Source organism: Paenibacillus sp. PDC88 (assembly GCF_900106725.1).
Classification (GTDB): domain Bacteria; phylum Bacillota; class Bacilli; order Paenibacillales; family Paenibacillaceae; genus Paenibacillus; species Paenibacillus shunpengii.
On sequence record NZ_FNNT01000004.1, the window covers coordinates 1 to 26,718 of the forward strand.

General features: G+C 45.8%; 24 protein-coding genes, 9 tRNA genes and 1 rRNA gene. 31 read left to right on the plus strand and 3 right to left on the minus strand.

The features are described 5' to 3' along the window. Positions 1-28: 28 nt before the first annotated feature. The 18 genes from rrf (at position 29) to yajC (ending at position 9,040) form a co-directional block, all read left to right on the plus strand. Positions 29-145, plus strand: a 5S ribosomal RNA gene (gene rrf, locus BLW49_RS13300). A 23-nt stretch (positions 146-168) separates the two neighbouring features. Further along, positions 169-244 (plus strand) — tRNA-Asn (locus BLW49_RS13305). A gap of 2 nt (positions 245-246) precedes the next feature. Beyond that, positions 247-318: transfer RNA gene (locus tag BLW49_RS13310), tRNA-Glu, on the plus strand. A 23-nt stretch (positions 319-341) separates the two neighbouring features. Further along, positions 342-414, plus strand: a tRNA-Val gene (locus tag BLW49_RS13315). Positions 415-424: 10 nt separating this feature from the next. Further along, a tRNA-Met gene (locus BLW49_RS13320) sits at positions 425-498 on the plus strand. Positions 499-509: 11 nt separating this feature from the next. Continuing rightward, a tRNA-Asp gene (locus BLW49_RS13325) sits at positions 510-586 on the plus strand. A 53-nt stretch (positions 587-639) separates the two neighbouring features. Beyond that, a tRNA-Leu gene (locus BLW49_RS13330) sits at positions 640-720 on the plus strand. A gap of 9 nt (positions 721-729) precedes the next feature. Beyond that, positions 730-801: transfer RNA gene (locus BLW49_RS13335), tRNA-Gly, on the plus strand. Positions 802-823: 22 nt separating this feature from the next. Continuing rightward, a tRNA-Leu gene (locus BLW49_RS13340) sits at positions 824-903 on the plus strand. A gap of 8 nt (positions 904-911) precedes the next feature. Continuing rightward, positions 912-985 (plus strand) — tRNA-Pro (locus BLW49_RS13345). A gap of 98 nt (positions 986-1,083) precedes the next feature. Next, positions 1,084-1,755, plus strand: a complete 672-nt coding sequence (locus BLW49_RS13350) for a BofC C-terminal domain-containing protein (RefSeq protein ID WP_090725103.1) — start codon at positions 1,084-1,086, stop codon at positions 1,753-1,755. Positions 1,756-1,948: 193 nt separating this feature from the next. Further along, positions 1,949-2,452: a crossover junction endodeoxyribonuclease RuvC gene (ruvC, locus tag BLW49_RS13355; protein WP_047913334.1), complete on the plus strand. Its 504-nt coding sequence runs from the start codon at positions 1,949-1,951 to the stop codon at positions 2,450-2,452. Continuing rightward, positions 2,449-3,066: a Holliday junction branch migration protein RuvA gene (gene ruvA / locus BLW49_RS13360; RefSeq protein WP_047913333.1), complete on the plus strand. Its 618-nt coding sequence runs from the start codon at positions 2,449-2,451 to the stop codon at positions 3,064-3,066. Before ruvC ends, ruvA begins: the two co-directional genes overlap by 4 nt. Positions 3,067-3,120: 54 nt before the next feature. Continuing rightward, on the plus strand, positions 3,121-4,125 hold the full coding sequence (ruvB, locus tag BLW49_RS13365) for a Holliday junction branch migration DNA helicase RuvB (RefSeq protein ID WP_047913332.1): 1,005 nt from the start codon (positions 3,121-3,123) through the stop codon (positions 4,123-4,125). 219 nt (positions 4,126-4,344) lie between these two features. Beyond that, positions 4,345-6,462, plus strand: a complete 2,118-nt coding sequence (locus tag BLW49_RS13370; protein ID WP_090725104.1) for a SpoIID/LytB domain-containing protein — start codon at positions 4,345-4,347, stop codon at positions 6,460-6,462. 7 nt (positions 6,463-6,469) lie between these two features. After that, a complete protein-coding gene (gene queA / locus BLW49_RS13375) occupies positions 6,470-7,498 on the plus strand; it encodes a tRNA preQ1(34) S-adenosylmethionine ribosyltransferase-isomerase QueA (RefSeq protein WP_047913331.1) in 1,029 nt (342 codons plus the stop codon). A 22-nt stretch (positions 7,499-7,520) separates the two neighbouring features. Then, positions 7,521-8,660 (plus strand): tRNA guanosine(34) transglycosylase Tgt, encoded by a 1,140-nt coding sequence (gene tgt, locus BLW49_RS13380; RefSeq protein ID WP_047913330.1) that lies wholly within the window; start codon positions 7,521-7,523, stop codon positions 8,658-8,660. Positions 8,661-8,731: 71 nt separating this feature from the next. After that, positions 8,732-9,040 (plus strand): preprotein translocase subunit YajC, encoded by a 309-nt coding sequence (gene yajC, locus BLW49_RS13385; RefSeq protein ID WP_047913329.1) that lies wholly within the window; start codon positions 8,732-8,734, stop codon positions 9,038-9,040. A gap of 107 nt (positions 9,041-9,147) precedes the next feature. On the opposite strand, the gene BLW49_RS13390 is transcribed toward yajC, so the two are convergent. Continuing rightward, complete coding sequence (locus BLW49_RS13390) at positions 9,148-9,537, minus strand: TIGR04086 family membrane protein (protein WP_047913328.1); 390 nt, start codon at positions 9,535-9,537, stop codon at positions 9,148-9,150. A 166-nt stretch (positions 9,538-9,703) separates the two neighbouring features. On the opposite strand from BLW49_RS13390, the gene BLW49_RS13395 reads away from it, so the two are divergent. After that, positions 9,704-10,465 carry a YetF domain-containing protein gene (locus BLW49_RS13395; protein WP_047913327.1) on the plus strand — a complete coding sequence of 254 codons (762 nt, stop codon included), beginning with the start codon at positions 9,704-9,706 and terminating at the stop codon, positions 10,463-10,465. Positions 10,466-10,483: 18 nt separating this feature from the next. Here the strand turns inward: BLW49_RS13395 and spoVB are convergent, their stop codons facing one another. Continuing rightward, positions 10,484-12,067 (minus strand): stage V sporulation protein B, encoded by a 1,584-nt coding sequence (gene spoVB, locus BLW49_RS13400; protein WP_090725106.1) that lies wholly within the window; start codon positions 12,065-12,067, stop codon positions 10,484-10,486. Positions 12,068-12,290: 223 nt separating this feature from the next. Between spoVB and BLW49_RS13405 the strand changes: the two genes are divergently transcribed. The 6 genes from BLW49_RS13405 (at position 12,291) to BLW49_RS13430 (ending at position 18,940) form a co-directional block, all read left to right on the plus strand. Further along, positions 12,291-12,551, plus strand: coding sequence for a post-transcriptional regulator (locus tag BLW49_RS13405; RefSeq protein WP_047913325.1), 261 nt, complete (start codon positions 12,291-12,293; stop codon positions 12,549-12,551). 131 nt (positions 12,552-12,682) lie between these two features. Continuing rightward, entirely contained in the window at positions 12,683-13,933 is a 1,251-nt protein-coding gene (gene secD / locus BLW49_RS13410) for a protein translocase subunit SecD (protein ID WP_076313568.1), read from the plus strand. After that, positions 13,923-14,834, plus strand: coding sequence for a protein translocase subunit SecF (gene secF / locus BLW49_RS13415; RefSeq protein WP_076313488.1), 912 nt, complete (start codon positions 13,923-13,925; stop codon positions 14,832-14,834). The genes secD and secF overlap by 11 nt, the downstream gene beginning before the upstream one ends. Positions 14,835-14,919: 85 nt before the next feature. Further along, positions 14,920-15,867 (plus strand): cation diffusion facilitator family transporter, encoded by a 948-nt coding sequence (locus BLW49_RS13420; RefSeq protein WP_090725107.1) that lies wholly within the window; start codon positions 14,920-14,922, stop codon positions 15,865-15,867. Between the two features lie 125 nt (positions 15,868-15,992). Next, complete coding sequence (gene recJ / locus BLW49_RS13425; protein ID WP_090725109.1) at positions 15,993-18,398, plus strand: single-stranded-DNA-specific exonuclease RecJ; 2,406 nt, start codon at positions 15,993-15,995, stop codon at positions 18,396-18,398. A 29-nt stretch (positions 18,399-18,427) separates the two neighbouring features. Then, positions 18,428-18,940: an adenine phosphoribosyltransferase gene (locus BLW49_RS13430; protein WP_047913322.1), complete on the plus strand. Its 513-nt coding sequence runs from the start codon at positions 18,428-18,430 to the stop codon at positions 18,938-18,940. A gap of 112 nt (positions 18,941-19,052) precedes the next feature. On the opposite strand, the gene uraA is transcribed toward BLW49_RS13430, so the two are convergent. Continuing rightward, the gene (uraA, locus tag BLW49_RS13435; RefSeq protein ID WP_090725110.1) at positions 19,053-20,339 is read right to left on the minus strand and encodes a uracil permease; all 1,287 of its coding nucleotides are present in this window, start codon (positions 20,337-20,339) and stop codon (positions 19,053-19,055) included. A gap of 319 nt (positions 20,340-20,658) precedes the next feature. On the opposite strand from uraA, the gene BLW49_RS13440 reads away from it, so the two are divergent. From BLW49_RS13440 to hisS, 6 genes are all read left to right on the plus strand, one after another. Beyond that, positions 20,659-22,836 carry a RelA/SpoT family protein gene (locus BLW49_RS13440; protein ID WP_076313484.1) on the plus strand — a complete coding sequence of 726 codons (2,178 nt, stop codon included), beginning with the start codon at positions 20,659-20,661 and terminating at the stop codon, positions 22,834-22,836. A 15-nt stretch (positions 22,837-22,851) separates the two neighbouring features. After that, positions 22,852-23,295 carry a D-aminoacyl-tRNA deacylase gene (gene dtd, locus BLW49_RS13445; RefSeq protein ID WP_090725112.1) on the plus strand — a complete coding sequence of 148 codons (444 nt, stop codon included), beginning with the start codon at positions 22,852-22,854 and terminating at the stop codon, positions 23,293-23,295. Between the two features lie 92 nt (positions 23,296-23,387). After that, positions 23,388-23,555 (plus strand): hypothetical protein, encoded by a 168-nt coding sequence (locus BLW49_RS28795; protein WP_177178738.1) that lies wholly within the window; start codon positions 23,388-23,390, stop codon positions 23,553-23,555. A 167-nt stretch (positions 23,556-23,722) separates the two neighbouring features. Beyond that, positions 23,723-24,229, plus strand: coding sequence for a type 1 glutamine amidotransferase domain-containing protein (locus BLW49_RS13450; RefSeq protein WP_047913318.1), 507 nt, complete (start codon positions 23,723-23,725; stop codon positions 24,227-24,229). Positions 24,230-24,299: 70 nt separating this feature from the next. After that, positions 24,300-24,737, plus strand: coding sequence for a hypothetical protein (locus BLW49_RS13455; RefSeq protein WP_076313482.1), 438 nt, complete (start codon positions 24,300-24,302; stop codon positions 24,735-24,737). Positions 24,738-25,425: 688 nt separating this feature from the next. Next, on the plus strand, positions 25,426-26,670 hold the full coding sequence (hisS, locus tag BLW49_RS13460) for a histidine--tRNA ligase (protein WP_090725114.1): 1,245 nt from the start codon (positions 25,426-25,428) through the stop codon (positions 26,668-26,670). Positions 26,671-26,718 lie beyond the last annotated feature (48 nt).

Consider the following 26,718-nt stretch of genomic DNA (forward strand, 5'->3'; position numbering starts at 1 on the left):
CCGAAGATATCACAGCGCAAAAATCATGTTTGGTGGCGATAGCGGAGGGGTTCCACACGTACCCATCCCGAACACGACCGTTAAGCCCTCCAGCGCCGATGGTACTTGGACCGCAGGGTCCTGGGAGAGTAGGACGCCGCCAAGCTGAACTATTATTTTATTACATATTCCCTGATAGCTCAGTTGGTAGAGCACTCGACTGTTAATCGAGTTGTCACAGGTTCGAGTCCTGTTCGGGGAGCCAGCGGCCCGTTGGTCAAGGGGTTAAGACACCTCCCTTTCACGGAGGTAACAGGGGTTCGAATCCCCTACGGGTCACTTTCTTTTAAACTTTACATAATGGAGACTTAGCTCAGCTGGGAGAGCATCTGCCTTACAAGCAGAGGGTCGGGGGTTCGATCCCCTCAGTCTCCATTCTTAATATCGCGGGGTGGAGCAGCTCGGTAGCTCGTCGGGCTCATAACCCGAAGGTCGCAGGTTCAAATCCTGCCCCCGCAATTGATTTACGTGGAACTGTGGTGTAGAGGCCTAACATGCCTGCCTGTCACGCAGGAGATCGCGGGTTCGAATCCCGTCAGTTCCGCCATTTAAATCTTTGATAACTAGTTGGTTCGAGTCTATATGACTCTCCATATATATGCGCGTGTGGCGGAATTGGCAGACGCACTAGACTTAGGATCTAGCGTCTTTGACGTGGGGGTTCAAGTCCCTCCACGCGCATCCTATTAAGCGGAAGTGGCTCAGCGGTAGAGCATCGCCTTGCCAAGGCGAGGGTCGCGGGTTCGATTCCCGTCTTCCGCTTTTTCTTTATTTTACAAAATAGGCCGGTGTGGCGGAATTGGCAGACGCGCGCGACTCAAAATCGTGAGGGAAACCGTGGGGGTTCGAGTCCCTTCACCGGCATTATTTATCGGGATGTAGCTCAGCTTGGTAGAGCACCTGGTTTGGGACCAGGGGGTCGCATGTTCAAATCGTGTCATCCCGATTCAGGGAAAGGTTATCGCTAAGGCGGTAACCTTTTTTGTATATATTTATTGAATTCCGGTCACACTTAACAAAAAAGTGTGATAGAAGGGGATTCCATTGATTTTTTTTCGACGAAAAAATAAAGATAAACGATTTAAACGACTTAAACGTACTTTCTGGACGCTTACCATATGTTTGCTTCTCGCGGCTATGGCTATCGGAGGGCTTCCGTTATCACAATCTTTGCAGTCTTTATTGACTTTGCCGGACAGTGTGGAGGTCATTGGACATCATATGACGTTTATAAAAGAGTCAGACCCCTCACAGGAGGTGCTTATCAAGAAGCTCGAAGGAACAAAACAGGTAAGAGAAGTCTCCTTGGAGAAGAGTTATATATGTGGCGTAGAGACTATATCTCTGGGGATATTTGATACCGCTGAAATGGTCTCCATGATTAAGCAGCATCCCGATTGGAGCGGTCGCTTGGAACAGGACCGACTTATACTGAATGAACAGATTCATGATCTATCTCCAGAATGCAGAGAAAATGCATTTATGGGAGTAGATCCTAATGGGAATTTGATACTGTACCAAGGTGAACCTGATGAAGAGAAGGTCATTCGTACTTTTTTTCAGCTGGACGTAGGGACGATGGAATCTTCCCTCCCGGAAGGTGTCCTTGAGCAGCTTCATAAAGGAATTCGCATTCAGGATGTTGATGAATATAATAGTGTTTTATCGACTTTTAGCGATTATGCAGTTGCACCGGTCGGGAATATTGTAAGGTAAGTATATTTCGAATTTAATATGCAGTTATATTGAAGAAGGCAGTGAGAACTGCCTTTTTTGTGTTTCTTTTGTTCGAAATTCACGAAATTGTAGGAGTTTTCGTCGAAGTGCAAACTTTTTCGTTCTATGCCTTGAACATTTGATATAATGATTAAACGATACATATGTTCGCAGATGTTAAGGAGAGATGGTTTTGCGCTTTTTAGGAATTGACCCTGGGATAGCTATTGTAGGGTTTGGCTTCGTGGATAAAACAGGGAACAAATTAACACCTGTACAATACGGATCGATACAGACAGAGGCACACACGCCTGATGAGGAACGACTACTACACGTATATGAAGCCATGTGCCAATTGATAGATAAATATAAACCGGATGCAGTTGCACTGGAAAAATTGTTTTTTAATCGAAATGTAACTACAGCGATGTCAGTAAGTCAGGCGAGGGGAGTGCTGGTGCTTGCTGCTACGCAGAGGGGACTGCCTATAGCTGAGTACACACCGATGCAGGTTAAGCAGGCTATCGTTGGCTACGGTAAGGCAGAGAAGAAGCAGGTTCAGGAGATGGTTCGAATGTATCTCAAGCTGCAGACCGTCCCTAAACCAGACGACGTTGCAGATGCCTTGGCTGTGGCTATATGTCATGCCCATTCCTATACACTAAATTCGAAGTTAAATGAGGTTACGAGAAAATGATAGATTATATTAAAGGGCCTGTTGTCATGATTGAAAATGATTATGTGGTCATCGATGTTCAAGGAATCGGCTATCAGATTTTTTGCCCGAACCCTTTTGTTTTTGCTAAGCAGGAAGGAACTGCTGTAACGGTGTATACTCATCATCATGTGAGAGAGGACGCAATGCTGTTATATGGTTTTTCTACGCGTGAGGAGCAGCAGCTTTTTCGTAAATTAATTGAAGTCTCCGGGATTGGTCCGCGGGTAGCACTGGGCATCCTAACTGGAGGTACACCAGATCAGCTGATCGCGGCCATTCATCAGGAGAATATTACGTTTCTTACGAAGCTGCCGGGTATCGGTAAAAAGACGGCTCAGCGGATGATACTTGACCTGAAGGACAAGCTTGACGGATTTGGAGGTGCCATGTATGCTACCGGTCTATTTGCACCGAATGTGGCGGAAGAAGGCGATGGCTCCTACTGGTCAGAGGCACGTGAAGGCTTGAAGGCACTTGGATATACAGACAGCGAACTGGATAAGGTATGGCTCAAGATGAAGAATGAGACAACTGCTGAGGATACAGCAGACCTTTTGATGAAAAAGGCACTCAAAATGTTGTTTACTGGATAAAAAAAGCGGGATATCTCCGCTTGTTAATGCTTGAAGCAGAATAGAGGGATAAATATGGATGAACGGATTATATCCGCCAATCTGATGATGGAAGATCACGCGGTGGAGCTAAGTCTGCGTCCCCGCTATTTAAATGAGTATATAGGGCAAGATCAGGTCAAAGAGAACCTGAAGGTATACATTGAAGCTGCCAAGATGCGTAACGAGGCGCTGGATCATGTGCTATTGTACGGACCTCCGGGTCTTGGCAAAACGACATTATCCAACATTATCGCGAATGAGCTGGGTGTTAACCTTCGGACAACCTCAGGACCTGCCATTGAACGGCCGGGTGATCTGGCTGCGCTCTTAACCAATCTGCAGGAAGGGGACGTTCTCTTTATCGATGAAATTCACCGATTGCATCGTTCCGTAGAAGAAGTGCTGTATCCGGCTATGGAGGATTTTGCTCTTGATATTATGATCGGAAAAGGACCGAGTGCGCGTTCTGTGCGACTGGATCTTCCTCCGTTTACATTGGTAGGTGCTACTACACGAGCAGGACTGCTATCAGCACCGTTACGAGATCGTTTCGGAGTAATCAGTCGTCTTGAGTTCTATACCGTGGACGAGCTGACTTACATTGTATCTCGTACAGCGGATTTGCTCGGTATTGAGATTGTTGGCGATGCTGCCGAAGAGATTGCACTTCGTTCAAGAGGAACGCCTCGAATTGCGAACAGATTGCTGAAGCGTGTGCGTGATTTTGCTATGGTGCGGGGAGATGGAATCATTACTTCTGCTTTGGCAGAGGAAGCTTTAAAAAGATTGCAAATTGATCCGCGTGGACTTGACGATATAGATTATAAGATGCTGAAGTCGATGGTTGTGAGCTTCCGGGGCGGGCCTGTCGGACTGGATACGATTGCAGCAACAATAGGTGAAGAAAGTCAGACCATTGAAGATGTTTACGAGCCTTATCTGCTTCAGATTGGATTTCTTCAAAGGACACCTAGAGGCAGAGTGGTAACACCTGCGGCATACGAACATCTTGGTATTCCCATGCCAACAGATAAGTAAGAGTTTGACCTAGAGTAAGACATGTTCATAGGCAATAATGCCCCGCTGCTGGAGAACTGGCCATGTATTTCTGCTGCATATCTTATATCAAATGATGCTCAAAGTGTTGGATAAGTAGAACAAATCTACAGGTATAATTGTACAGCCAGAGAAACGATATGAACATTATGCAATGGAGAGGGAGTCTTTTGCACCAACATGGGGGAGGAGAATAACTAAATGTACCGAAGAACAAAGTCGAGCGAGCGTCGTCTGCATTGGTTACAGGGGGCGAAGCTCGCTGTAGCAGCGGCAGTGGTAGCAGGAAGTCTTTACATGCCGTCATATGCTGATGCATCGGAAGTTGATACGATTCGTGTTGCCATGTTTGCTGATCTAGGCAGCACGTATAAGTCAACCACGCCGGCAGTTACCATGCAAACAGCAGGTAATGGGTCTGCTGGAATAATAGGCAGTAACGGATATGAAGCATGGATCACACTTTCAAATGCTGACGAGGTTCGATTCAGCGTTGACGGATATCGTGTGAAAGTATTCGAAACCAATGAGTTTGCCAAAGCGGCAGCGATCACTAAGGCTCTGCAGAGCACAGCTGACAAACCGATAATGTATTCTGCTTCTAAGAGCGGTAAGACCGTGTATCAGGTATATGCAGGAAATTATAGTACGCTGAGTCTGGCTGAAGCGGCTTCTTCACGTATAGCCCAGAATAACAGCACTCTGTTAAATGGACAAAAGCCTGCAGTGAAGGGAAGTAAACATAGCTCTGTCGGTGTCTATGCTTCCAAGGCGGCAGCTGACAAGGTACGCAGCACAATTACGGCTGAAGGATTGGATGCGTATACTGTGCTGCAAGCTACGGGTACAGGAGCTCCTGAATATGCAGTTTGGATCGGTGAAGAGACGACAGATGCACTGCTCACTTCAGTGGAAAAAGCAGTAAAACAGCAGCTGCCCCAGCTTACCGTGACTCCGGTCTCTCCAAATACCAAGGCAATTATAATTCGTGAGGATACTATGCTGAACCTTGCTTCACCAGCGGCGCGGGATCATTATATCGTCAGTGGAAATGATGCTAAGCTCGTGCTGGACGGAGGAGATGCAGGTATTCGCGTTACGGAACGATCAGCGAGAACCTATCGTGGTGATTTTGAGATTAGCACCTATAACGGTCAATTGGCATTGGTTAATGAGCTGCCGCTTGAGCAATATCTCTACTCTGTCGTGGGAACAGAGGTGTATACCTCCTGGCCGGAAGAGACATTGAAAGCCCAGGCTGTTGCTGCACGGAGCTATGCTCTATATCAGGGCAATCGATTTACAATAGCCAATGTTGTAGATACGACACTTAGTCAGGCCTATAACGGGATCGGAGCAGAGCATGAGCGTGTTACACAGGCCGTTAATGCGACAGCAGGTGAAGTCCTGAAGAGCGGCGGCAAGATTATTGAAGCCATCTTCTCCTCTAATGCAGGCGGAACAACGGCTGATCCTTCGGAGGTATGGAACGGCGGTGGCAACCTATTCGCTAGTGTGGCAAGTCCTGGAGACCAAGCAGCACAGCAAGGTACATACGAGTGGTATCATGTGCTGCTTACGGATGGCAAGACAGGCTACGTAAGGGAAGACAATACCAAATTGCTGGAAGGCACGACGGCAGCAGGGCTTCCAAAGCTGACAGTAACGGCTCAGAATACGAATGTGCGAAAAATTCCATTAATTCAATCGACTGTCAACCCAATAGCTCAATTGAATCCGGGAACCGAAGTCGTCGTTCTGGGTAAGGTTAATGAATCGGGAAGCTTCAGCTGGATGAGAGGTCCTTTCACTTCCGCAGAGGTCGTTGCGATGCTGCAAGGGAAGGTGAACACAGCTGTACCGTCTTCTATCACGAGCCTTGAAGTTACGGAACGAGGGCCGTCAGGCCGGGCTTTAGAAGTACAGGCGAACGGTCAGGTGCTTGGTGTGAAATATGGTGATGCTTATCGGTCTGCATTTGGCAGCTTGCCAAGCACATTGTTTGATATTACGGATACCGGAAGTTATACTGTACTAGGTGCAAATGGACAAACCGCGGAGAAAAAAGGTTCCGGCGGTGCTCATGTCATTTCGGCTTCAGGAACCTCATCCTACTCAGGCAATTCAATGGTCGTTATGAATGGCGAGGGAGATGCGCGAGCTGTAAGCAAGACTCAATCCTTCCTATTTAACGGACAGGGCTACGGTCATGGATTGGGCTTGTCTCAATGGGGTGCCAAGGGAATGGCAGATGAAGGGTATGATTACCAGTCTATTTTGAAACACTATTATCAGAATGTAATTATTGTTAAGGAATGACGAACTTATGAATGTAGATATGTATGATTTTGAACTACCCGAGTCTCTGATTGCTCAAACGCCGCTTAAAGAGCGCAGTGCATCACGGCTGCTTACGCTCAATAAAGAGACGGGTGAGATGGAGCACCACACTTTTACGGATATCATAGATTTTCTTAACCCAGGCGATACCTTAATACTTAATGATACGAGGGTTATACCCGCCAGATTGTTTGGTATTAAAGAAGACACGGGTGCCAAGGCAGAGGTTCTCCTGCTGCATAATCTTGGGGAAGATCGCTGGGAAACGCTCGTTAAGCCGGGGAAAAAGCTGAAGAAGGGAGCCGTCATCCGTTTTGGTGAAGAGTTGTCCGCTACCATTGAGGAAGAGAGTGATATGGGTGGACGAGTTATTCGCTTTAGCTATGATGGTATTTTCCAGGAAATACTGGATCGCTTAGGGCAGATGCCACTTCCTCCGTATATTAAGGAGAAGCTGGAGGATAAAGAGCGCTACCAGACGGTATATGCTAAGCATGAAGGCTCTGCAGCGGCTCCTACAGCAGGACTTCACTTTACTAAAGAGCTTCTTGCAAGAATTCAAGACAAAGGGATCTCCATTGGATTTATTACCCTTCATGTAGGGCTTGGAACGTTTCGCCCCATGTCGGTCGATGTCGTAGAGGAGCATGTCATGCATGCGGAATATTACTCCTTGAATCAAGAAACAGCAGATCTGATCAATGAGACGAAAAAACGTGGGGGACGCGTTATCGCGGTGGGAACAACAAGCTGCCGGACTCTCGAAACCGTTGGAACTCAGCTTGAAGGTAAAGAGCTCACAGCCAGCAGTGGCTGGACAGATATATTTATGTACCCTGGGTATGAATTCAAGGTTGTAGATGCTTTAATTACGAACTTCCACCTTCCTAAGTCAACACTTGTCATGCTGGTGAGTGCTCTTGCTGGTCTTGAGAACATCATGACTGCCTACAAAGAGGCAGTAAATCAAGAATATCGTTTCTTCAGCTTCGGAGATTCAATGTTCATTTACTAAGATAGAGGATGAGAATAATAAAATGTCAGCAGCAATTACTTATGAACATATAAAAACTTGTAAACAATCAGGCGCACGTCTGGGACGAGTTCATACTCCGCATGGTGTGATTGAGACTCCTATTTTTATGCCGGTAGGAACCCAAGCCACAGTTAAGACAATGAGCCCAGAAGAGCTCAAAGAGATGGAGGCTCAGATTATACTGAGCAATACCTATCATCTATTCCTGCGTCCAGGGCACGATATCGTGCGCGAAGCAGGGGGCCTGCATAAATTTATGAACTGGGATCGTCCTATCCTAACGGACAGCGGTGGGTTTCAAGTGTTTTCCTTGAGTGAAATGCGTAAAATCACCGAGGAAGGTGTACACTTCCGTTCGCATCTAAATGGAGATAAGAAATTCCTCTCTCCTGAGGTTGCGATGGAAATTCAGAATTCTCTAGGCTCGGATATTATGATGGCTTTTGATGAATGTCCTCCTTATCCTGCAGACTATGAATATGTCAAGAGATCACTCGAAAGAACGAGCCGCTGGGCGGAGCGCTGTCTTGAGAGTCATGCAAGACCTCATGACCAAGGATTATTCGCGATTATACAGGGTGGAATGCATGAAGATTTGCGTAAACTAAGCGCTCAGGATTTGACTTCCATGGATTTCCCGGGGTATGCTATTGGTGGACTCAGTGTGGGCGAGCCCAAACATTTGATGTACCAAGTTTTGGATTATACAGTCCCATTGCTTCCGGCAGACAAGCCGCGTTATTTGATGGGGGTAGGTTCTCCGGATGCATTGATTGAGGGAGCCATCCGAGGCGTGGATATGTTTGATTGTGTACTTCCTACTCGTATTGCACGTAATGGAACAACAATGACCAGTCAAGGCAGACTAGTGGTTCGTAATGCGAAGTATGCCCGTGATTTCAGTCCGCTTGATCCTGAATGCGATTGCTATACATGCCGGAATTACTCCAGAGCATATCTACGACACTTAATTAAGGCAGACGAAACGTTTGGCTTGCGTCTTACAACGTATCATAACCTGCATTTCTTATTGAATTTAATGAAGAAAGTGCGTCAGGCGATCATGGATGACCGTCTGCTAGATTTCCGTGATGAGTTCTTTGAGCAATATGGACTTCATGATAATGACAAAGGGTTTTAAATCAGGGGAATGTAGCTTATAAGCGGTACTTGATGATAAGGTATGTGAATTTGTGAAAGGGGGGAAAACAGATGATAAATGCTCCATTACAAGCAGCAGGCGGTGGCGGTCTTCAGCTCATCATTATGATGGTACTTATGTTTGCGGTGTTCTATTTTCTTCTGATCAGACCGCAGCAAAAAAGACAAAAAGAACATAGAAATTTGCTGAACTCCTTGAAAAAAGGAGATAAGGTCGTAACCATCGGCGGACTTCACGGTGTAATTACAGAAGTAACGGACGATACGATCGTATTGCGTGTAAACGATGTCACTAAATTGACATTTAACCGCAGCAGCATCAGCTCCGTCGTTCCTAGAGAAAGCGAAGAAACTGCATAAGCTTCTGCCTTAGAAAAGAGTGATATGATGTCCTTAACAGGACTGAGCATTGCCTCTAAAGCTAAAGAAGTGAGAAAGGACTCCATTCAGGAGTCCTTTTTTTGAGATCATCTTTTTACATTGACACCGAATATGCCGCCCAAGGCAGAGACGATAAATGCAATTGCCCATTGCAGCAAATCATATAGTTGAATCGAAGAATTAAGTGCGAGAAATCCGATAACAAAGACGAGAAGACCGTAGACAGCTCCTGTAATACCACCATGATACCATCCGCGTTCTCCTGATTTTTTTCCTGCAGCAAACCCTCCAAACAAAAGGGCAATGGAATGAACTAAATAGGTATAAAAGGATAAGTCTTGCTCTCGCATACCCGTCAGCCACAGAAAGAGAGACAATACCAGGGCACCAACAAACATCCAGATAAAAGCAGTAATCAATCCTGAGAGCAGCGGGCTGTGAATACGAATGGAAAATACGCGGCGTACGAAATCCATACAGGAAACCTCCTTGATCGGCTGTAATTAATACATTCTATGGCCAAGCTATACGGCTTAAGAACTCATTTTCCATTAATTAAATGGAATGGCACTCATGAACTTCGGTCAACCTATCCATTACCAATGTCCACATTTGACCCAAAGCTACAGGGAGGCCTGGATCATGATCGATCATGTCGTGCTACATATACTGCGTACTGTGCTCATGTACTGTATTGCTGCTTTTGCAATTCGTTTGATGGGCAAGAGAGAGATAGGAAAGCTGTCTGTTTTTGATTTAGTCATATCCATCATGCTTGCAGAGATTGCCGTCTTCGCGATAGAGGATGTGGAAAGACCTCTATATGAAGGCATCGTGCCGATAATAACCCTCATTATTCTGCAGGTTAGTCTCGCGCTCCTCGGGCTCAAGAGCAGATGGTTTCGTCTTGCTGTCGATGGTAAACCGGTCATTCTCGTGTCAAATGGGAAACTGCAGCGTGATGAGATGAAGAGACAGCGTTATAATCTCGATGATCTCATGCTGCAATTGCGTGAGCAGAATGTTGATAATATCGATGAATTACAGTTTGCCATTCTAGAGACAACAGGTAAGCTGTCCGTCATTCCAAAAGAGAAGAAGCCGGATGAGCGACACAAGCAGTCGCAGAAAAGCCTGTTTTCGCATATGAGCGAAGCTGCTGAAGAGTTGGATCAGAACAGTATTAATCTGACGAATATCCGATACGAGGCACTGCCGCTTCCACTTATTATGGATGGGAAGGTGCAGGATGCGAATCTGGATATGATTCAGAAAAACCGCTTCTGGCTGAAGAATCAAATCCAAGAGCACGGTATAAAAGATTTCAAAGATGTTTTTCTATGCTCGATTGATCATAAGGGCGAGATTTACGTGAATGCTAAAAAAGACAGCTCTAAAAAATAATTGAAAATTTGCAGCAAACTATTTACGTGGTGATATCCATGAGCCGATAAAAGGAACACGGGATAAATCGTGCAGATCAATTAATCGGCAGGCTGCCATCACTGCTAAATAAACGATAAGACCTATGAAGCTGGAAACTATAAATTGTAAGAAGGATAAATGGGTCCAGGGCAGATGAAGGAATAAATACTGTGTTAGCCCGGCCATAATTACCATACCTGCGGCCACTTTAATAAGATCAAGCCAGCGAAAACGAAAACCAAGCAGCTGTCTCAAACTTTGGCCGTGCAGCAGAGTGACGATGAGAGAGTTAACACAAATAGCGATGACGGCTCCGTATATGCCATATTCAGGTCTTGAAGCCAGCGTAAGGATAAGGGTGATCTTGATAACAGCACCGATTGTGGTGTTAATGAGTGCTCTTCCTGGCCGATCTAAAGCTTGTAATGCTGCCTGAAGTGGTGCCTGTACATAGATGAACAGAGCAAAAGGAGTCATGGTCTTGAGCATGTTGGCAATGGAGCCATCGTCGTATAGCAGCCGGCATAGAGGTTCTGCGAGCACAAACATCACGACGGCAAAGGGTCCCCCGGTAACGAGCGCAAGTCTGAGAGATTGATGTAGTCTCTTATGAATGGTTTTATAATCTTTTCTTGCGGCTGCCTCGGATAAGGAAGGCACGAGGGATGTCGCCAGTGATGATGTGAGCGCACCTGGCAGCAGCAGCAGAGGGATGACCATTCCTTGAAGTGCTCCATATTGTGCTGTAGCCAATGCCTTGGTCAGCCCTGCAAGAGCGAGACTTTGAGCCGTAACGATGGTCTCCATTAAGTAAGACAATGAACCTACTAGGCGCCCGGCTGTAACGGGAATGGAGATGGCCATCAGTTTTTTGAAGATTGATTTTTGTTGCCCCTGACTCTGTTTAGTGGGTGCCGAAGAAGGGAGAGAGGGTAAGGATTTCCCTGTTTTCCTGTGCTTCTCATGCTGCCAGAGGAGCACAATCATACCGATCAGTTCACCTGCGACCGCGCCCAGCATGGCTCCTGCTGCGGCATATTCGATACCCCGAGGGAGCAGAAGATAGGAGAACCACAGCACACATAATATTCTCATGAGCGTCTCGGCAATGGATGAAGCAGCAGAGGGAATCATGTTCTGCTTACCTTGGAAATATCCTCTGTACACGGACGAAACTGCGATGATGAGAATCATGGGGGTCATGCTCACAAAGGTATGATATACTCGCTCATCCGTTAGAATGGTGCTCGTTACCCATGGTGCAAAGATAATACATAAGGTAGTGAATAATACGCCCAGCGACAATGTGAACAAAAGACTGACTCGAAGAATTTTTTCGGATGTGCCGTTATTGCCTAACGATTCCGCTTCAGCAACTAGCTTGGCGATCGCTAAGGGAAGGCCTCCAGTAATCAAAGTTACAATGACGATAAAAAATGGATAGCCTTGCTGGTATAGACCAACCCCCTCAGCTCCAATGACTCTGGGCAGTACGATACGGGGAATAAATCCAAGGATACGATTGATAATGCCGGCTGCAAGTAGAATCATGGTTCCTTGGATGAATGTTTGTTTTTTCATAAATGGATTTCCCTCTTCCCCTGGGTTAATACGTATTTCCTGTGTCTGATGGACTGGCTCTTAATAAATGGATATGCCAAACCTGTCCCATCTCATGACTAGGAAGTTTGCCAATTATGATATTTCCTGAATATAACAGCCTTCTAATCCTGAATCAGGCAGGAGTATAGCGGGTATAAGACGAATAAAGGATTATGGAAGGTCTAAAGGAGGACTGAAGCAGATGGATTCCACAATTGAAGAAATGGATGGACAAGAGCTTGAAGAAGCCATCGAGCTGTTATGCTGCAGTAAGGCTGAGGAACTTCGGTTGGTAGGATATGAGCATGTAACCAGTAAGGATGTGTGGAATTGTATTAGTCATAAATATGAGAAACACGGCGTTCCGCAGCTGCATCAGCTGGTTAACGATATTTTATCGCTGAAGGCAACCAGCTTTATGAATTACATGACGCTGTCCGCTTATCGAGGTTCCTCTTTCTAATGGAAAGAGGGATTTTTTTGTTTCTGAAATAACGGTTCGCCCGATGCCTTTTTCATATAGGAAAATTGACTGAGATTTCCTGCATAGCTATAATAGGAATATTGAGAATGAAGGGGGATAAAAGTGACGGCATGAAGAGAGCTATCAGTTTCATTCTGGTCGTGCTAGTGACCGCCGGCGTTATGGCTTTTACAAGCCCAGGTCTGCTTAACAATATACGCCTCGGCCTCGATTTAAAGGGAGGCTTCGAGATTTTATATGAAGCTGAGCCGCTGGAAGCAGGACAAGAAGTCACCAGAGAATCACTTACTCAGACGGCGAAGAGTCTCGAGCAACGTGCAAATGCGTTAGGAACAAGTGAGCCTGAAGTAACAACAGAGGGTTCGAACCGGATTCGCTTGAAGCTTGCTGGGGTTACGGATGAGACCGAGGTACGCAGCAAGATGAAGGAGCCGGCTGTTCTGACGTTCCGCAGTGCGCAGGATGGGGACGAGCCCGGCGAGTACAGCAAAATTGAACTCAGAGGTAATGAGTTTGTCGAGAACGGCGCCTCTGTTGTATTTGGCAGCCTAAATGAGCCTATGGTGGACATTCAGGTGAAGGATAAGGAGAAATTCGCAGAAATTACGGAGCGTCTGCAAGGTCAAGAGCTTGCCATTTATCTGGATGATGAACTGTTATCTGCACCCATTGTTCAGCAAGTATTGACCGATGGCAAGGCACAGATCACAGGCAGCTACACACGGGAAGAAGCGAACCAGCTTCGAGACACCATCAATCTTGGAGCGCTCCCACTGAAGCTGACAGAGAAATACTCTCAAAGCGTAGGTGCTTCACTTGGACAGCTGTCCCTGGAACAGACAATTAAAGCCGGGATTGTTGCATCCGTCTTTATTTTAATATTTATGATCGCTTTATATCGTATACCTGGGATTGTAGCAAGCTTTTGTCTCATCGTGCATACATGGCTTGTTCTGCTTATTTTTTATTGGGGAGATTTCGTTCTCACCTTGCCAGGGATTGCGGCCTTCATTCTGGGGATCGGGATGGCGGTTGACGCCAATATTATTACTTATGAACGGATTAAAGAAGAGCTTCGCAGCGGAAAGAGCGTCATGTCTGCTGTTAAGTCCGGTGAACGGATCTCATTCCGTACGGTAATGGATTCGAATGTGACCACGATTATTGCAGCTGGTGTTATGTTCTGGCTTGGTACCGGAGCAGTCAGAGGCTTCGCAATCGTTCTGATCATAGATATTGTAACGAGTATTCTTACGAATATCTTCTTCTCCCGCTTCTTGCTGAACTTGCTTGTCAAAGCAAAACTGATTAAGAAGCCTTCTTACTTCGGCGTGAAGGAGAGTGAAATTCGTGCGCTTTAATTGGGAATTTGATTACATCAAAATAAGTAAATATTTTTATACGTTTTCCATCGTCATTACTTTGCTTGGGATATTAAGCCTTGCTGTCTTCGGACTTAATTATGGCGTAGATTTCCGATCTGGCTCGAATGTGGACGTGACTGCGTCCAAAACGATTACAACGGAAGAAATTGAACCTGTCCTTGAAGAGCTGGGGCTTGCAGATGACGAGCCTGCCATTTCTGCAGGTACAAGCCAAGTGAATATTCGTTTTTCTTCGGTGCTCAATGAAGAACAGGAAGCTAATTTGAAGTCCGCTTTTAATGAACAAATTGACCCGGAAGCGTCCTTTGAAGTCAACACCGTTGATCCGGAAATGGCCAAAGAGCTGGGACGCAATGCAATTTATGCCGTACTGATTGCAAGCTTAGGGATTTTGATCTATGTTACCATTCGGTTTGAGTGGAGATTTGCTGTAGCTGCAATCGTCGCACTGCTGCATGATGCATTTGTCGTTATCAGTATTTTCTCTTTATTCAGATGGGAAGTAGATCTGACCTTTATTACGGCAGTATTAACCATTGTCGGTTTCTCCATTAATGATACGATCGTTGTGTTTGACCGGATTCGAGAGAATTTGAGATTTGCTAAGACCAAGACAAGTAAAGATGTGAATGAGGTTGTAAACCGAAGCATTGCACAGACAATGACTCGTTCATTGAATACGACAATTACCGTATTTATTGCATCACTGTTCCTATTCCTGCTGGGCGGCGAATCGATTCGCATGTTCTCACTGGCTATGGTGATTGGTCTTGTCTTCGGTGCCTACTCGTCTATATTTATTGCAAGCCCACTCTGGGCCATTCTTAAAAATAAACAAAAGCCAAAAACAAACAATCCTGCGAAGTCGGCTAACTGACTTCAATGGTAAAACAATGAAAGCCGCGTCTGAGTAAGGCGCGGCTTTCGAATCTAACCGTCTAACGTGTAGAGGGGGAACACGGATGACCACTGATTATATGGAAAAAATGAACAGGTCTCGTTTCTGGACTAGTATGCTCGGAAATATGGGACTTACGATATTAAAAGGCAGTGTAGGTTATATTTCGGGAAACAAGGCACTTTTGAGCGACGCAATATACTCCGCAGGTGAGGTCTCTACACTTATTACACATCGGTTCGGTAACGCTGACAAGGAACCCATCATAGAATCCTCTACAAGCCGCACGGTTCGATTCGGAGAATTTCTCGCACTGATCATTCCTTTGCTCGTTATATTAGGTGCAATGCAAATTGCTTTCTCTTCGATCTATGTTATGGTGGCAGGAGATCTTGAACCGCCGCAGCTGATGGTCTTAATCATCGCGTTTGTTGCTTTTGTTGCAAGAGAGATATGGTTTCAATATGAATGGAGACGCAGCTACAAGGATAAAAGAGCCATACATATCATGGGCCGTCATCACCGTTTAGCTCTATATAGCTCTATAATCGTCCTTACAGGCATCACGCTTGCTATGATCGGTAAAGAAATGGATTACTCTTTGCTTCTATACAGTGAACCTGTTGCTGCGCTTATCACATCCGGAATCGTAATCTGGAAGGGATATGAGCTGCTCGCAAGCTATTTCTTGGGCCGCAAAGATAAGGAAGTTCGACAAGATACCTATGATTACATGGAGACAGTTCAGCGTGTACATGGTATTGTAACGGTTGAACAGATTAACGCCTACGAGCGGACGAGTGGTATCTATGTAGATGTGAGAGTGACCGTAAATCCAAGAATGAGCGTTGCTGAGGCACAGGAAACGTCAGAGCGTGTCAAGGTTCTGCTTACAGGAAGATTTGAACAGGTTACAGAGGTCAGCATAGAAGTTCTGCCGTATCTATCAGAGTATCCATATAAGAGTAATTATGAGCTGGCTGAACGCGAGTCTACTACTTTGCTTCAGTGAACAAACGGCCATTGTATATAAGCAGCTGTTACTTTGGATACAAAAGGTTTGTGGCGTGCTGGATAGATTGAACTATGGATTAATGATGCCAAGTTCATTCTGTATAGAAAGAAAGGTGATTTACAGTGCTTTATTCGAAATATCAATGGAATATGCCGAAGCATGATGAGGAAGAAGTACAGAAATTAGCTGATGATCTAAACATATCTCCCCTGATGGCTAGACTGCTTGCTAATCGAGGCTTAGGTAAGATAGATGATGCTTCACACTTTTTAAATGCTGGTGCGGGGTCCATGCATGATCCCTATCTGTTAAAAGGAATGAAGGAAGCCGTGCCTCGCATTAAGGATGCGCTGGATCAGCGTGAACATATTTTAATATATGGCGACTATGACGCCGATGGAGTCTCTAGTACCTCGCTGATGATTCATTTAATGCGCAGACTCTCTGCCTCTTACGATATATATATTCCCCATCGTGCTAATGAAGGCTATGGCCTTCATAATCATGCGCTGGACTGGGCTCATCAACAGGGAGTTACATTAATCATCACGGTAGATACAGGGATAAGTGCGGTAGAACAAATTGCTTATGCAAAAGAGCTCGGTATCGATGTCATTGTCACTGACCATCACGAGCCTCCTGATGTATTACCGGAAGCCTATACATTAATTAACCCCAAGCAAAAAGATTGTCCCTATCCTTTCAAAGGCTTAGCTGGTGTAGGGGTTGCTCTTAAGCTTGCCCAAGCGATTCTGGGAGATGTACCGAAAGAATGGATGGAAATTGCAAGCATCGGCACGATAGCGGATCTAATGCCGCTTACAGATGAGAATCGAATCATTGTAAAACAAGGTCTCGAATCGATGAAAAATTCGGCGTATCTTGGGATTCGTGCTCTCCTTGAGATCAGCGGAGTTGAACTAGCAACCGTCAATTCTGTTCATATCGGTTTTTCAGTAGGTCCCCGCATTAACGCTAGCGGCAGGCTTGATCATGCAGGCAGGGCTGTTGCCCTATTAACAACCGAGGATCAGGATGAAGCTGTAAGGCTTGCTGAGGAACTGGATCTGCTGAATCGGGAGCGTCAGCAGGTGGTGCAGCAAATGACCCAGCAGGCTGTCGAGATGCTGGAGCAGAAAAAAGCCTCCAAAGGTCACCTTCCGCATGTCATCGTCATTGCAGGAGAGGGCTGGAATCCAGGTGTTGTCGGGATTGTAGCTTCAAAAGTGCTGGAACGTTATTATCGTCCCACACTAATCCTGGGCATCGATCCAGAGACCGGCAAATGTAAAGGCTCTGCCCGGTCGGTTCCTGGGCTCGACATCTATGAGGCACTAACTGCTTGCAAGGATGTCATGGATCATTATGGAGGTCATCCTGCGGCTGCAGGTATGACGCTGCATCGTGATCAACTGACACTTTTTGAGGAGCAGCTGAATGAGTACGCAGAGAGAACGATGCAGCCTGAGCATTTTATCCCGGTGAAGGATACAGATGGAGAGTGCAGCCTAGGCGAGGTACCTCTGTCTGTCATTGAGGAGCTGGAGCTGCTTCAGCCATTTGGCATGGATAATCCTACGCCTAAATTCGTGATTCGAAATGTGAATCTGGTCGGCATCCGCAAGATGGGGAAAGATCAGTCTCATTTAAAGCTTACGCTAGAACAAGATGGTCAGCTTATTGATGCTGTTTCATTTGGGAACGGCATATATGCAGACTATCTTCCAGAGGGCTCTGCACTTGAAGTGATGGGCGAGCTGCAAATCAATGAATGGAATGGCTCCAGGAAGCTGCAGCTGATGCTGGACGATTTCAGATTTCCTGAGCACCAGGTGTTTGATTATCGGGGAAGCAGGGACCCAGGACGCGAAATCGAGCGATTCATACAGCAGCTGGGCAGCCGGGCTCAATCACCGTCAAGCATCAGCGGAGTGCTTGTTCATGAAAAAAATATATTTGGTCTAGAAAACCAATTGAATGAAAAGGCTATTTGGGTATATGATAGGAAGGTTGGAGTCGTTCCGAAGAACGACTTAGCGTTAGAATTTGAGGGAGAGCAGCTGGATAATCTGTTTGTTCTGGATACCCCCGAAACTGCCGAGCAATTAACAGCGATGCAAAGCTTGATCAAGAGAACGGGTAATGTTATTCTTCTTCACGCCCATGTACATCGAAGCGAGAGATTGCAGCGATTTACGCGTGATGATTTTAAACGTATATATGTCCTTATATCCAAATGGGGACAAGAAGCTGTACCGGAAAAAGGAATGATGGAGGCACTCAGTCGTCAGTGCGGATATTCTGTAAGGATGATCTCCAAAGTGATGGATGTGTTTGAGGAGCTGTCATTCATTGAACGAAATTCTGGTACAATAACATTCGTGAGGAATCCTTCCAAGCAAAATTTGATGGATTCCCGAAACTACCAGGCTATTGAACAGCTCGTTGATATGGAACATGCGATGTTCGATTTGGCAGCGCCCCAACTGATGCAATGGATGATGACTCACATGAAAGGTGCATCCTAAGCATTTATTTATTTTAGGAGGAGATTATTTTGGATTTTAAAGATTACATTCGGGTTATTCCTGATTTTCCGCAGCCCGGAATCAGCTTCAAGGACATTACAACACTGCTGAAGGACGGCGAAGTGTACCGCAAAGCGGTAGATGAAATCAAGCAGCTTGTATCTGATTTGAAAATTGACGTGATTGCGGGCCCTGAAGCACGCGGCTTTGTGGTTGGAGCGCCGCTTGCTTATGCGCTGGGTGTTGGTTTTGCACCTATTCGCAAGAGCGGTAAACTACCAGGGGAAACGATTGAAATCGGATATGATCTCGAATACGGTAAGGATCAATTAGCAATGCATACAGACGCCATTGAAAAAGGTCAAAATGTGCTGATTGCTGATGATTTGCTCGCAACAGGCGGTACCATTGCGACTTCCGTAAATCTAGTTCGTCAGTTGGGTGGAAACGTAGTTGGCGCTGCATTCCTGATCGAGCTTGAAGAACTCAAGGGTAGAGATAAACTTACAGATGTGAATGTGTATTCACTTATGAAATACTAATCTCCCGTTTCCCGGGAAATATTTTGACGAATAAACGTCAGATGATTGAAAAAAAGGTGATCAGCTGTAGCTGATCACCTTTTTTCGTTCGTATGTGTGTGTTGTGTATATCTTAGTGAGCGGACTCATCCTCACGTTCATTCATCCAGCCCAGTTTTTCGAAGAGATAGAACAGCAGCGCAGCAATCATACCAACAATCGTGGCAAGTGCCATACCTTTTAACTGTACGGTTCCTATCTCAAGGGTAGCACCGCTGAGCCCTGTAACGAATACAAGTGTAGTCAGCAGCATGTTTTTGGTTTTGGAGAAATTAACTTTTTGCTCGACAAAGATTCGGAAGCCGGATGCGGCAATGATCCCAAACAAGAGAAGGGATACGCCTCCCATTACAGCGGTCGGAATGTTGGCGACAATAGCGGTAAACGTTCCTGAGAACGAAAGTATAATGGCGATAATCGCAGCCCCTCCGATAACGAATATCGAGTAAACGCGAGTTAAAGCCATGACACCGATATTTTCCCCATAAGTTGTGTTGGGTGTAGAGCCAACGAATCCAGATATCACTGTTGAGATGCCGTTACCCAGCAGGGAACGATGAAGCCCAGGATCTTTGGACAGATCCTTGCCTACGATGCTGCCTGTAACGAGCAGGTGACCGATATGCTCAACGATAACGACCAAGGCTACCGGTACAATCGTAAAGATTACCCCCATATCCCAAGTAGGAGTCGTTATTTCTGGCGTTTTAAACAGGCTTGCACTTGAGAAGCTGGCTGTATCGACTACTCCCATAAAGAACGCAAGCAGATAACCTGCCACAATACCGATCAGAATATGAATGATCTTCGCAAATCCACGAAATAGAATGGAGCCCAGCACGGTTACACCAAGAGTGACCATGGATAGTGTGATTGTGGTTGCATCCGGGGACCAACCCTCTTCCGTGCCAACAAGTCCTGCCATTCCTGCTGCGACTGGAACGAGTTCCAGTCCGATTAGAGCCACAACAGCTCCCATCACTGCCGGGGGAAAGAGCACGTCCAGCCATTTTGTGCCGGTATATTTAATAATCAAAGCAACAAGACAGAAGATAATACCCGTGACAATAAACGCGCTGAGGGCCATGGAATACCCATTATCCCCATGTTGTCCTAATACCACTCCCACAGGTGCAAGAAAAGCAAAGCTGGAGCCAAGGTAGGCAGGTATTTTTCCTTTACATATAAAGATGTAGAGAAGGGTCCCTATACCATTCATTAATAGGATCATCCCAGGGTCGACACCAAAGATGTTAGGTACCAGTACAGTGCTGCCGAACATGGCAAACAAATGCTGAATACTTAATAGTAGACCTGGTCCTACAGGGAGCTTCTCATTAACTCCGATTTCACGCTGCAAAATTGTTCACTCCTCAAAATAAAATCATACATAATCGTTAGATGTAGCCTCTGCAATCCTTAATAGATTATACAGTTTTCCGACATTTTTCAATGAATTTCTTTTCATTTCAGTTCTGTGGTTTGACACGCTTTCATAGGGGAACTAGATGCCTATATATTATAGTTGGTGAAAAAGCATAACTTGTCATCTAATGACGACGGTTGACGTAGAAGCAGGTAAGCGTCATAATATTATAAAATCACTTTTTCGGGGAACCTGTGTAGATGTAAGATCGGCGGGTTCCATTTTATTATAGAAAGGAATCGGACAAGATTAGATGGGCATAGAGCAATTACTGGAAAAGGCTGGAGCCTATATCAAAGAACCCGAATTAACCCGGATCCGTGAAGCCTATGACTTTGCTGAAAAAGCTCATCACGGACAGACGAGAAAATCGGGTGAACCGTATATATTGCACCCGCTGGCTGTTGCAGATATCGTGGTGAACATGCAGATGGACAGCATATCAATCATTGCTGCCCTGCTTCATGATGTCGTTGAAGACACTACGGTATCACTGGACGAGATCAAAGAGAAGTTCGGAGATACATGCGCCATGCTGGTGGATGGTTTGACGAAGCTGGAGCGTATTAAATTCCGTTCAAAAGAGGAGCAGCAGAACGAGAACTACCGAAAGATGTTTATTGCGATGGCTCAGGATATCAGGGTCATTGTCATTAAACTGGCGGACCGTCTCCACAATATGCGTACGTTGAAATTTCAGTCCGAAGAAAGTCAACGCCGTATTTCGTATGAAACCTTGGAGATCTTCTGTCCGATTGCCAACCGGCTCGGGATCTCGGCGATTAAGTGGGAGATGGAGGATATTGCACTCCGTTATTTGAACCCGCAGCAGTACTATCGTATTGCTAACCTGATGCACAAGAAGCGTGCAGAACGCGAGCAATATATTGATAATGTCATTGATCGGATATCCGACAAGCTGGGTGAGATGGGAATTCAGGCCGATCTGTCCGGACGCCCTAAACATATATACAGTGTGTATAAGAAGATGACGAGCAAGAATAAGCAGTTTAACGAAATTTACGATCTGCTCGCTATTCGAATTATTGTTGATAATATTAAAGATTGCTATGCTACCCTCGGAATTATCCATACCTTATGGAAGCCGATGCCTGGAAGATTCAAAGATTATATTGCGATGCCCAAAGCCAATATGTATCAGTCTCTGCATACGACCGTAGTAGGTCCAAAGGGAGAACCGACCGAGGTTCAGATTCGTACTTGGGATATGCACCGCACAGCAGAGTTCGGTATTGCTGCCCACTGGGCGTATAAGGAAGGCGGAGGCAATAATTTAGAGGACAGCATTACGTTCTTCAGAGAGATTCTTGAGCTGCAAAATGAAGCGAAGGATGCTTCAGAGTTTGTAGAATCCTTGAAGATGGACTTTTTCTCGGATCTTGTATTTGTGTTTACTCCAAAAGGTGAAGTCATTGAGCTTCCTGCAGGCTCAGTGCCTCTTGATTTTGCTTACCGGATTCATACAGAAGTAGGTAACCGTACGATTGGAGCTAAAGTTAATGGACGAATTGTACCACTGGACTATCAGCTCAAGACCGGCGATATAGTTGAAATTTTGACTTCCAAGCATTCGTATGGTCCTAGCCGTGATTGGTTGAAGATTGCGCAATCTTCTCATGCACGCAGTAAGATTAAACAGTGGTATAAGAAAGAAAAACGTGAAGAAAATGTCGAAAAAGGTCGAGATAGCCTTGAACGTGAGCTGAAACGGATTGGCCTCGAGCCTTCTCAATGGCTTACGGATGACAAATTGCAGGAGGTCTGCAAACGTTTCGCGTTTAACGATATTGACGATATGCTGTCTGCGATTGGCTTCAGCGGTATTACTGCATCCCAAATCGTGACACGTCTGACAGAGAAGCTCCGGAAAGAGCAGGAGGAAGCAAGCCTGCTTGAGCTTACGACAGAACGCAAGGAAATTAAGGCCGCTCCTGAGCGAAAGGCTCAGCATACCAACGGTGTTAAAGTCAAAGGCATTGATAATTTGCTTGTGCGATTTGCACGCTGCTGCAATCCGGTGCCAGGTGACGAAATTGTAGGGTATGTTACGCGCGGGCGCGGGGTTTCTGTCCATCGTACCGATTGCCCGAATCTTCCGTCATTAGACCTCGAAGGGGAAGAAGCGGCACGTGTGATCGAAGTAGAGTGGGAGAACGAGAATGAAACGGCGAGCTACAGCGTCGATATTGAGATTACTGGACATGATCGGAATGGGCTGCTTAATGAAGTACTTCAGGCCGTGTCCGAAAGTAAGACGAATATATCTGCTGTTACGGGGCGTACAGATAAGAATAAGCTTGCTCAGGTTCATATGACCATTCTGATTCGGAATACGGATCATCTGCAATCGGTTGTAGAGCGAATTAAGCGAGTTAAAGATGTATATTCTGTACATCGGATTATGCAATAAGGAGTACAGATCAACATGAGAGTGGTATTGCAGCGCGTAAGCGAAGCGAAAGTAACTGTAGATCAAGAGATTGTCGGTCAGATAAATAGAGGATTTATGCTGCTTGTTGGTATAACGCATGAGGATACACTGAAGGATGCTGACTATTTGGCCGAAAAGATCGCCGGTTTGCGTGTGTTTGAGGACGAAGCCGGAAAAATGAACAATAGCATTATGGATGTCGGCGGTGCCATCCTATCCGTGTCGCAATTTACGCTGTATGGAGATACACGTAAAGGAAAAAGACCGAACTTCATGGCTGCGGCAAGGCCTGATGTGGCAGAGCCGCTGTATGCGTATTTTAATGAGCAGCTTAGAAGCAAGGGGCTTATCGTTGAGACAGGGAAATTTGGAGCGATGATGGATGTTGCGCTGAATAATGACGGCCCTGTGACGCTGATCTTGGAGAGCAAGGTCTAACTCGACTTCGTAGGTTTACATCAGATTAATTCCATAGACACCGGGACATACTAGGTAATGAATAAGCCTAGTGAGGACGGTGTCTTTTTGGTATGCGACAATCTCTAAAGCAAATGAACATGAATGTGTCTATGCTGCTTCTGCCGGGAAGTGTACCCGAAGCCATGAATTTGGCCAATGTAGCAGCAACCAAAACAATCTCGTTGTATGAAACAACAACAACAGATAAGCCGGTCAGAATCCGGCTGCCGCGATCTTAGAGCTATTTTCTTCGAGAACTTCTCTCAAGGAGATAGTTTTTTTCATTTGATGACTTATAAATTTAATTTTTATGGATATAGAGATTTTTGCGGTGGATGTTATAAAACAGGTCATTCAGGGTAATGAATACTCGAGGCGCTATTGCCTTGAAAGGAGACGATAATCAATGAGTAAAGTAGCATTTTTGTTAGCAGACCAATTCGAAGACTCGGAAATGAAAGTTCCCTACGATGAGGTAAAAAAAGCAGGACATGAAGCCGTGATTATCGGCCTTGAAGCAGGAGCTACCGTGAAAGGGAAACAAGGAAAAGAAGAGTACACCATCGAGAAAGCCATTACGGAGGTCAGTGCAGCTGATTATGACGCCGTCGTCATTCCGGGTGGATCTTCACCAGAAAATCTTCGTTTGAATGATCAAATTCTGACCTTCGTTACCGAGGTCAATCAGGCGAAGAAGCCAATCGCAGCGATATGCCATGGCCCGCAAATATTGGCAAGCGCGGATCTGTTGAAGGGACGTACCGTTACTTCTTATCCACCGCTCAAAGACGATATGATTAATGCGGGTGCTGAATTCCGCGATGAGGAAGCCGTTGTAGATGGTAATTTCATTACATCCCGTACACCTGAGGATGAACCAGCATTTGTTCGAGAAATACTAAAAGCGATATAAAATGGAGCTGACTTTCAATGTCGTGCTTCAGAACACAATGAACTAACTATTTTAATAAGGAGGGTTTGTCATGTCGAAGAGAATACAAGCGTATTTCAGAACCGAGGATGATGCAGAAGGTGCCAGAATCTCCCTACATGCGTTTGCTACAGAGCAATTGGAGGTAGGTGAACTGGATTCTTCCATAGGGAGATCAAATCGAATTCTCATTCCTCTTGTTCCCTATAACAACGTAGGGGGGGTTAATACAACCGGTGCTGTAGGCACAGCAGCTGGAACACAAACGGAGGGTATAGTTCCCGTTGTGTCAGATCGTAATCCGGATGAACCAACAGCGGCAGATCGCAATGGAAATCGGGAAGGCGGGCTGCTGAATGCGGAGGATGTATTTACTGACGACTATGACAACCTCCATTATGTATTATCTGTGAAGGTAAAGGATGAAGAATACGAGGAAGTCGTAAACAAAATTCGCTCTAAAGGCGGATATGTGGAAATCGATGAGTAATCTTTAATGATATATGCAAGAGCAAGCTTTTACAGAAGGATTGATGCGGAATCCGCAGGAACTTTGTGTAACGGTTTATGGAATGAGACATTTTAGACCAAGTGAGTTAAAGCGCTTTCAAAATTGTAATACACTCGTAATATTAACAACATCAATTATTAATATATGCTGTTTATAATAACAGCATGACCCCCTTTTTTAATATATACTTTGAACCTACAAACCGTTTTTGTAGGTTTTTTTCTGTCTTTTTTCTGGAATTAGTTTACCTCGCATGTTATTTTCTTTTGTAAAATGCTTGACTTTAATGTATGGGTTCATTACAATCGAACAATAATATAAGGATATATAATGTGATTTGATGACAGGACCAAGTACTCCGTGCCCCACATGCTTAGAGATGAATCCCTTAGGCTGGAAGGATTCTCATGATGACCGGACGAATGACTTCCTCGAGAACGGGCGGCGAAAGCAATGGGTGATTAGCCGTACCGCGCTGGCGAGCGTTACACGCCTTAAGCGAACGAAGGATTAGCAGTAATCTAATCTTTGTTCGGAATGTGGGTGGTACCACGGTAGATATGCTTCTAGCAATCTCTCGTCCCTGTTTCATGTATGAGACAGGGCGGGAGATTTTTTGTTTTGATTCCATTTCATGAAGAATTGGAAAGTGATGGAGGGATGAAGAATGGCTTTTCAAAAACCGACAGGGACACAGGATTTGCTGCCAGGTGTGGTAGAAAAGTGGCAATATGTTGAGAGTAAGGCAAGAGAGCTGTGCGGACGGTTTAACTACCGGGAGATTCGCACACCGATATTCGAGCAGACGAACCTGTTTGAACGGGGTGTAGGAGAAACCACCGATATTGTAGAGAAAGAAATGTACACGTTCAAAGATAAGGGCGATCGGAGCATGACGCTTCGACCGGAAGGAACAGCAGGAGTTGTCCGTTCCTACGTGGAGAACAAGCTGTACGGAGAGCCGGATGTAACGAAGCTATATTACACAGGCCCGATGTTCAGATATGAACGGCCGCAGGCTGGACGCCAGCGTCAATTTCACCAGTTTGGAGTGGAAGCGTTCGGTGCGGTAGACCCTGCGATTGACGCAGAGGTGATTGCACTTGGATATCAATTTTGCCGGGAGCTGGGACTTCAGGGCGTTACCGTGGAGCTGAACTCCGTTGGTAATGCGGAGAGCCGGGCTGCATATCGCGAGACCCTGCTTGCCTTCCTTAATCCGATGAGAGAATCGCTGTGTAAGGATTGTCAATCCCGGATGGATCGGAACCCGCTGCGTGTGCTGGACTGTAAGGTGGATCAGGATAAATTTACTGACGCGCCTTCTATTCTGGACAGCCTGAGTGAGGAAGAAACGAACCACTTCAAGAAGGTACAAGCATATTTAGACAGCATGGAAATTCCTTATACACTGAATCATCGTCTTGTACGGGGACTTGATTATTACACAATGACTGCGTTCGAGCTGAAAGCAGAAGGAATCGGCGCCATTGACACTATTGGCGGCGGTGGTCGTTATAACGGGCTTGTAGCTGGTATTGGCGGCCCGGATCAGCCGGGTATCGGCTTTGGTATCGGTCTTGAGCGTATCCTGCTGATTCTGGATAAGCAGGGAGTGGAGCTTGATGCGGTGAAGCCGCTTGATGTTTATTTTGTTGCCCTGGGCGAAGCTGCTGAGGCCGAGGTGACAGCGCAGCTGTTTAAACTGCGCCAAGCTGGATACAGCGGAGAGCGCGATTATTTGGGCCGGAAGATGAAGGCCCAAATGAAGTCAGCCGATCGCCTGAAAGCGCGGTATACCGCGATTCTTGGCGAGGATGAGCTTGAGCGGGGAGAGATCACGCTCAAGTCAATGCAAGACGGCGAGCAGCGTGTTGTGAAGCTCGCCGACCTGGTCTCCGCGCTGCAATAGAATAGCAGCGCTTCCGCTTGCACCGAGCGAAGCGGTGTAAGACATGCC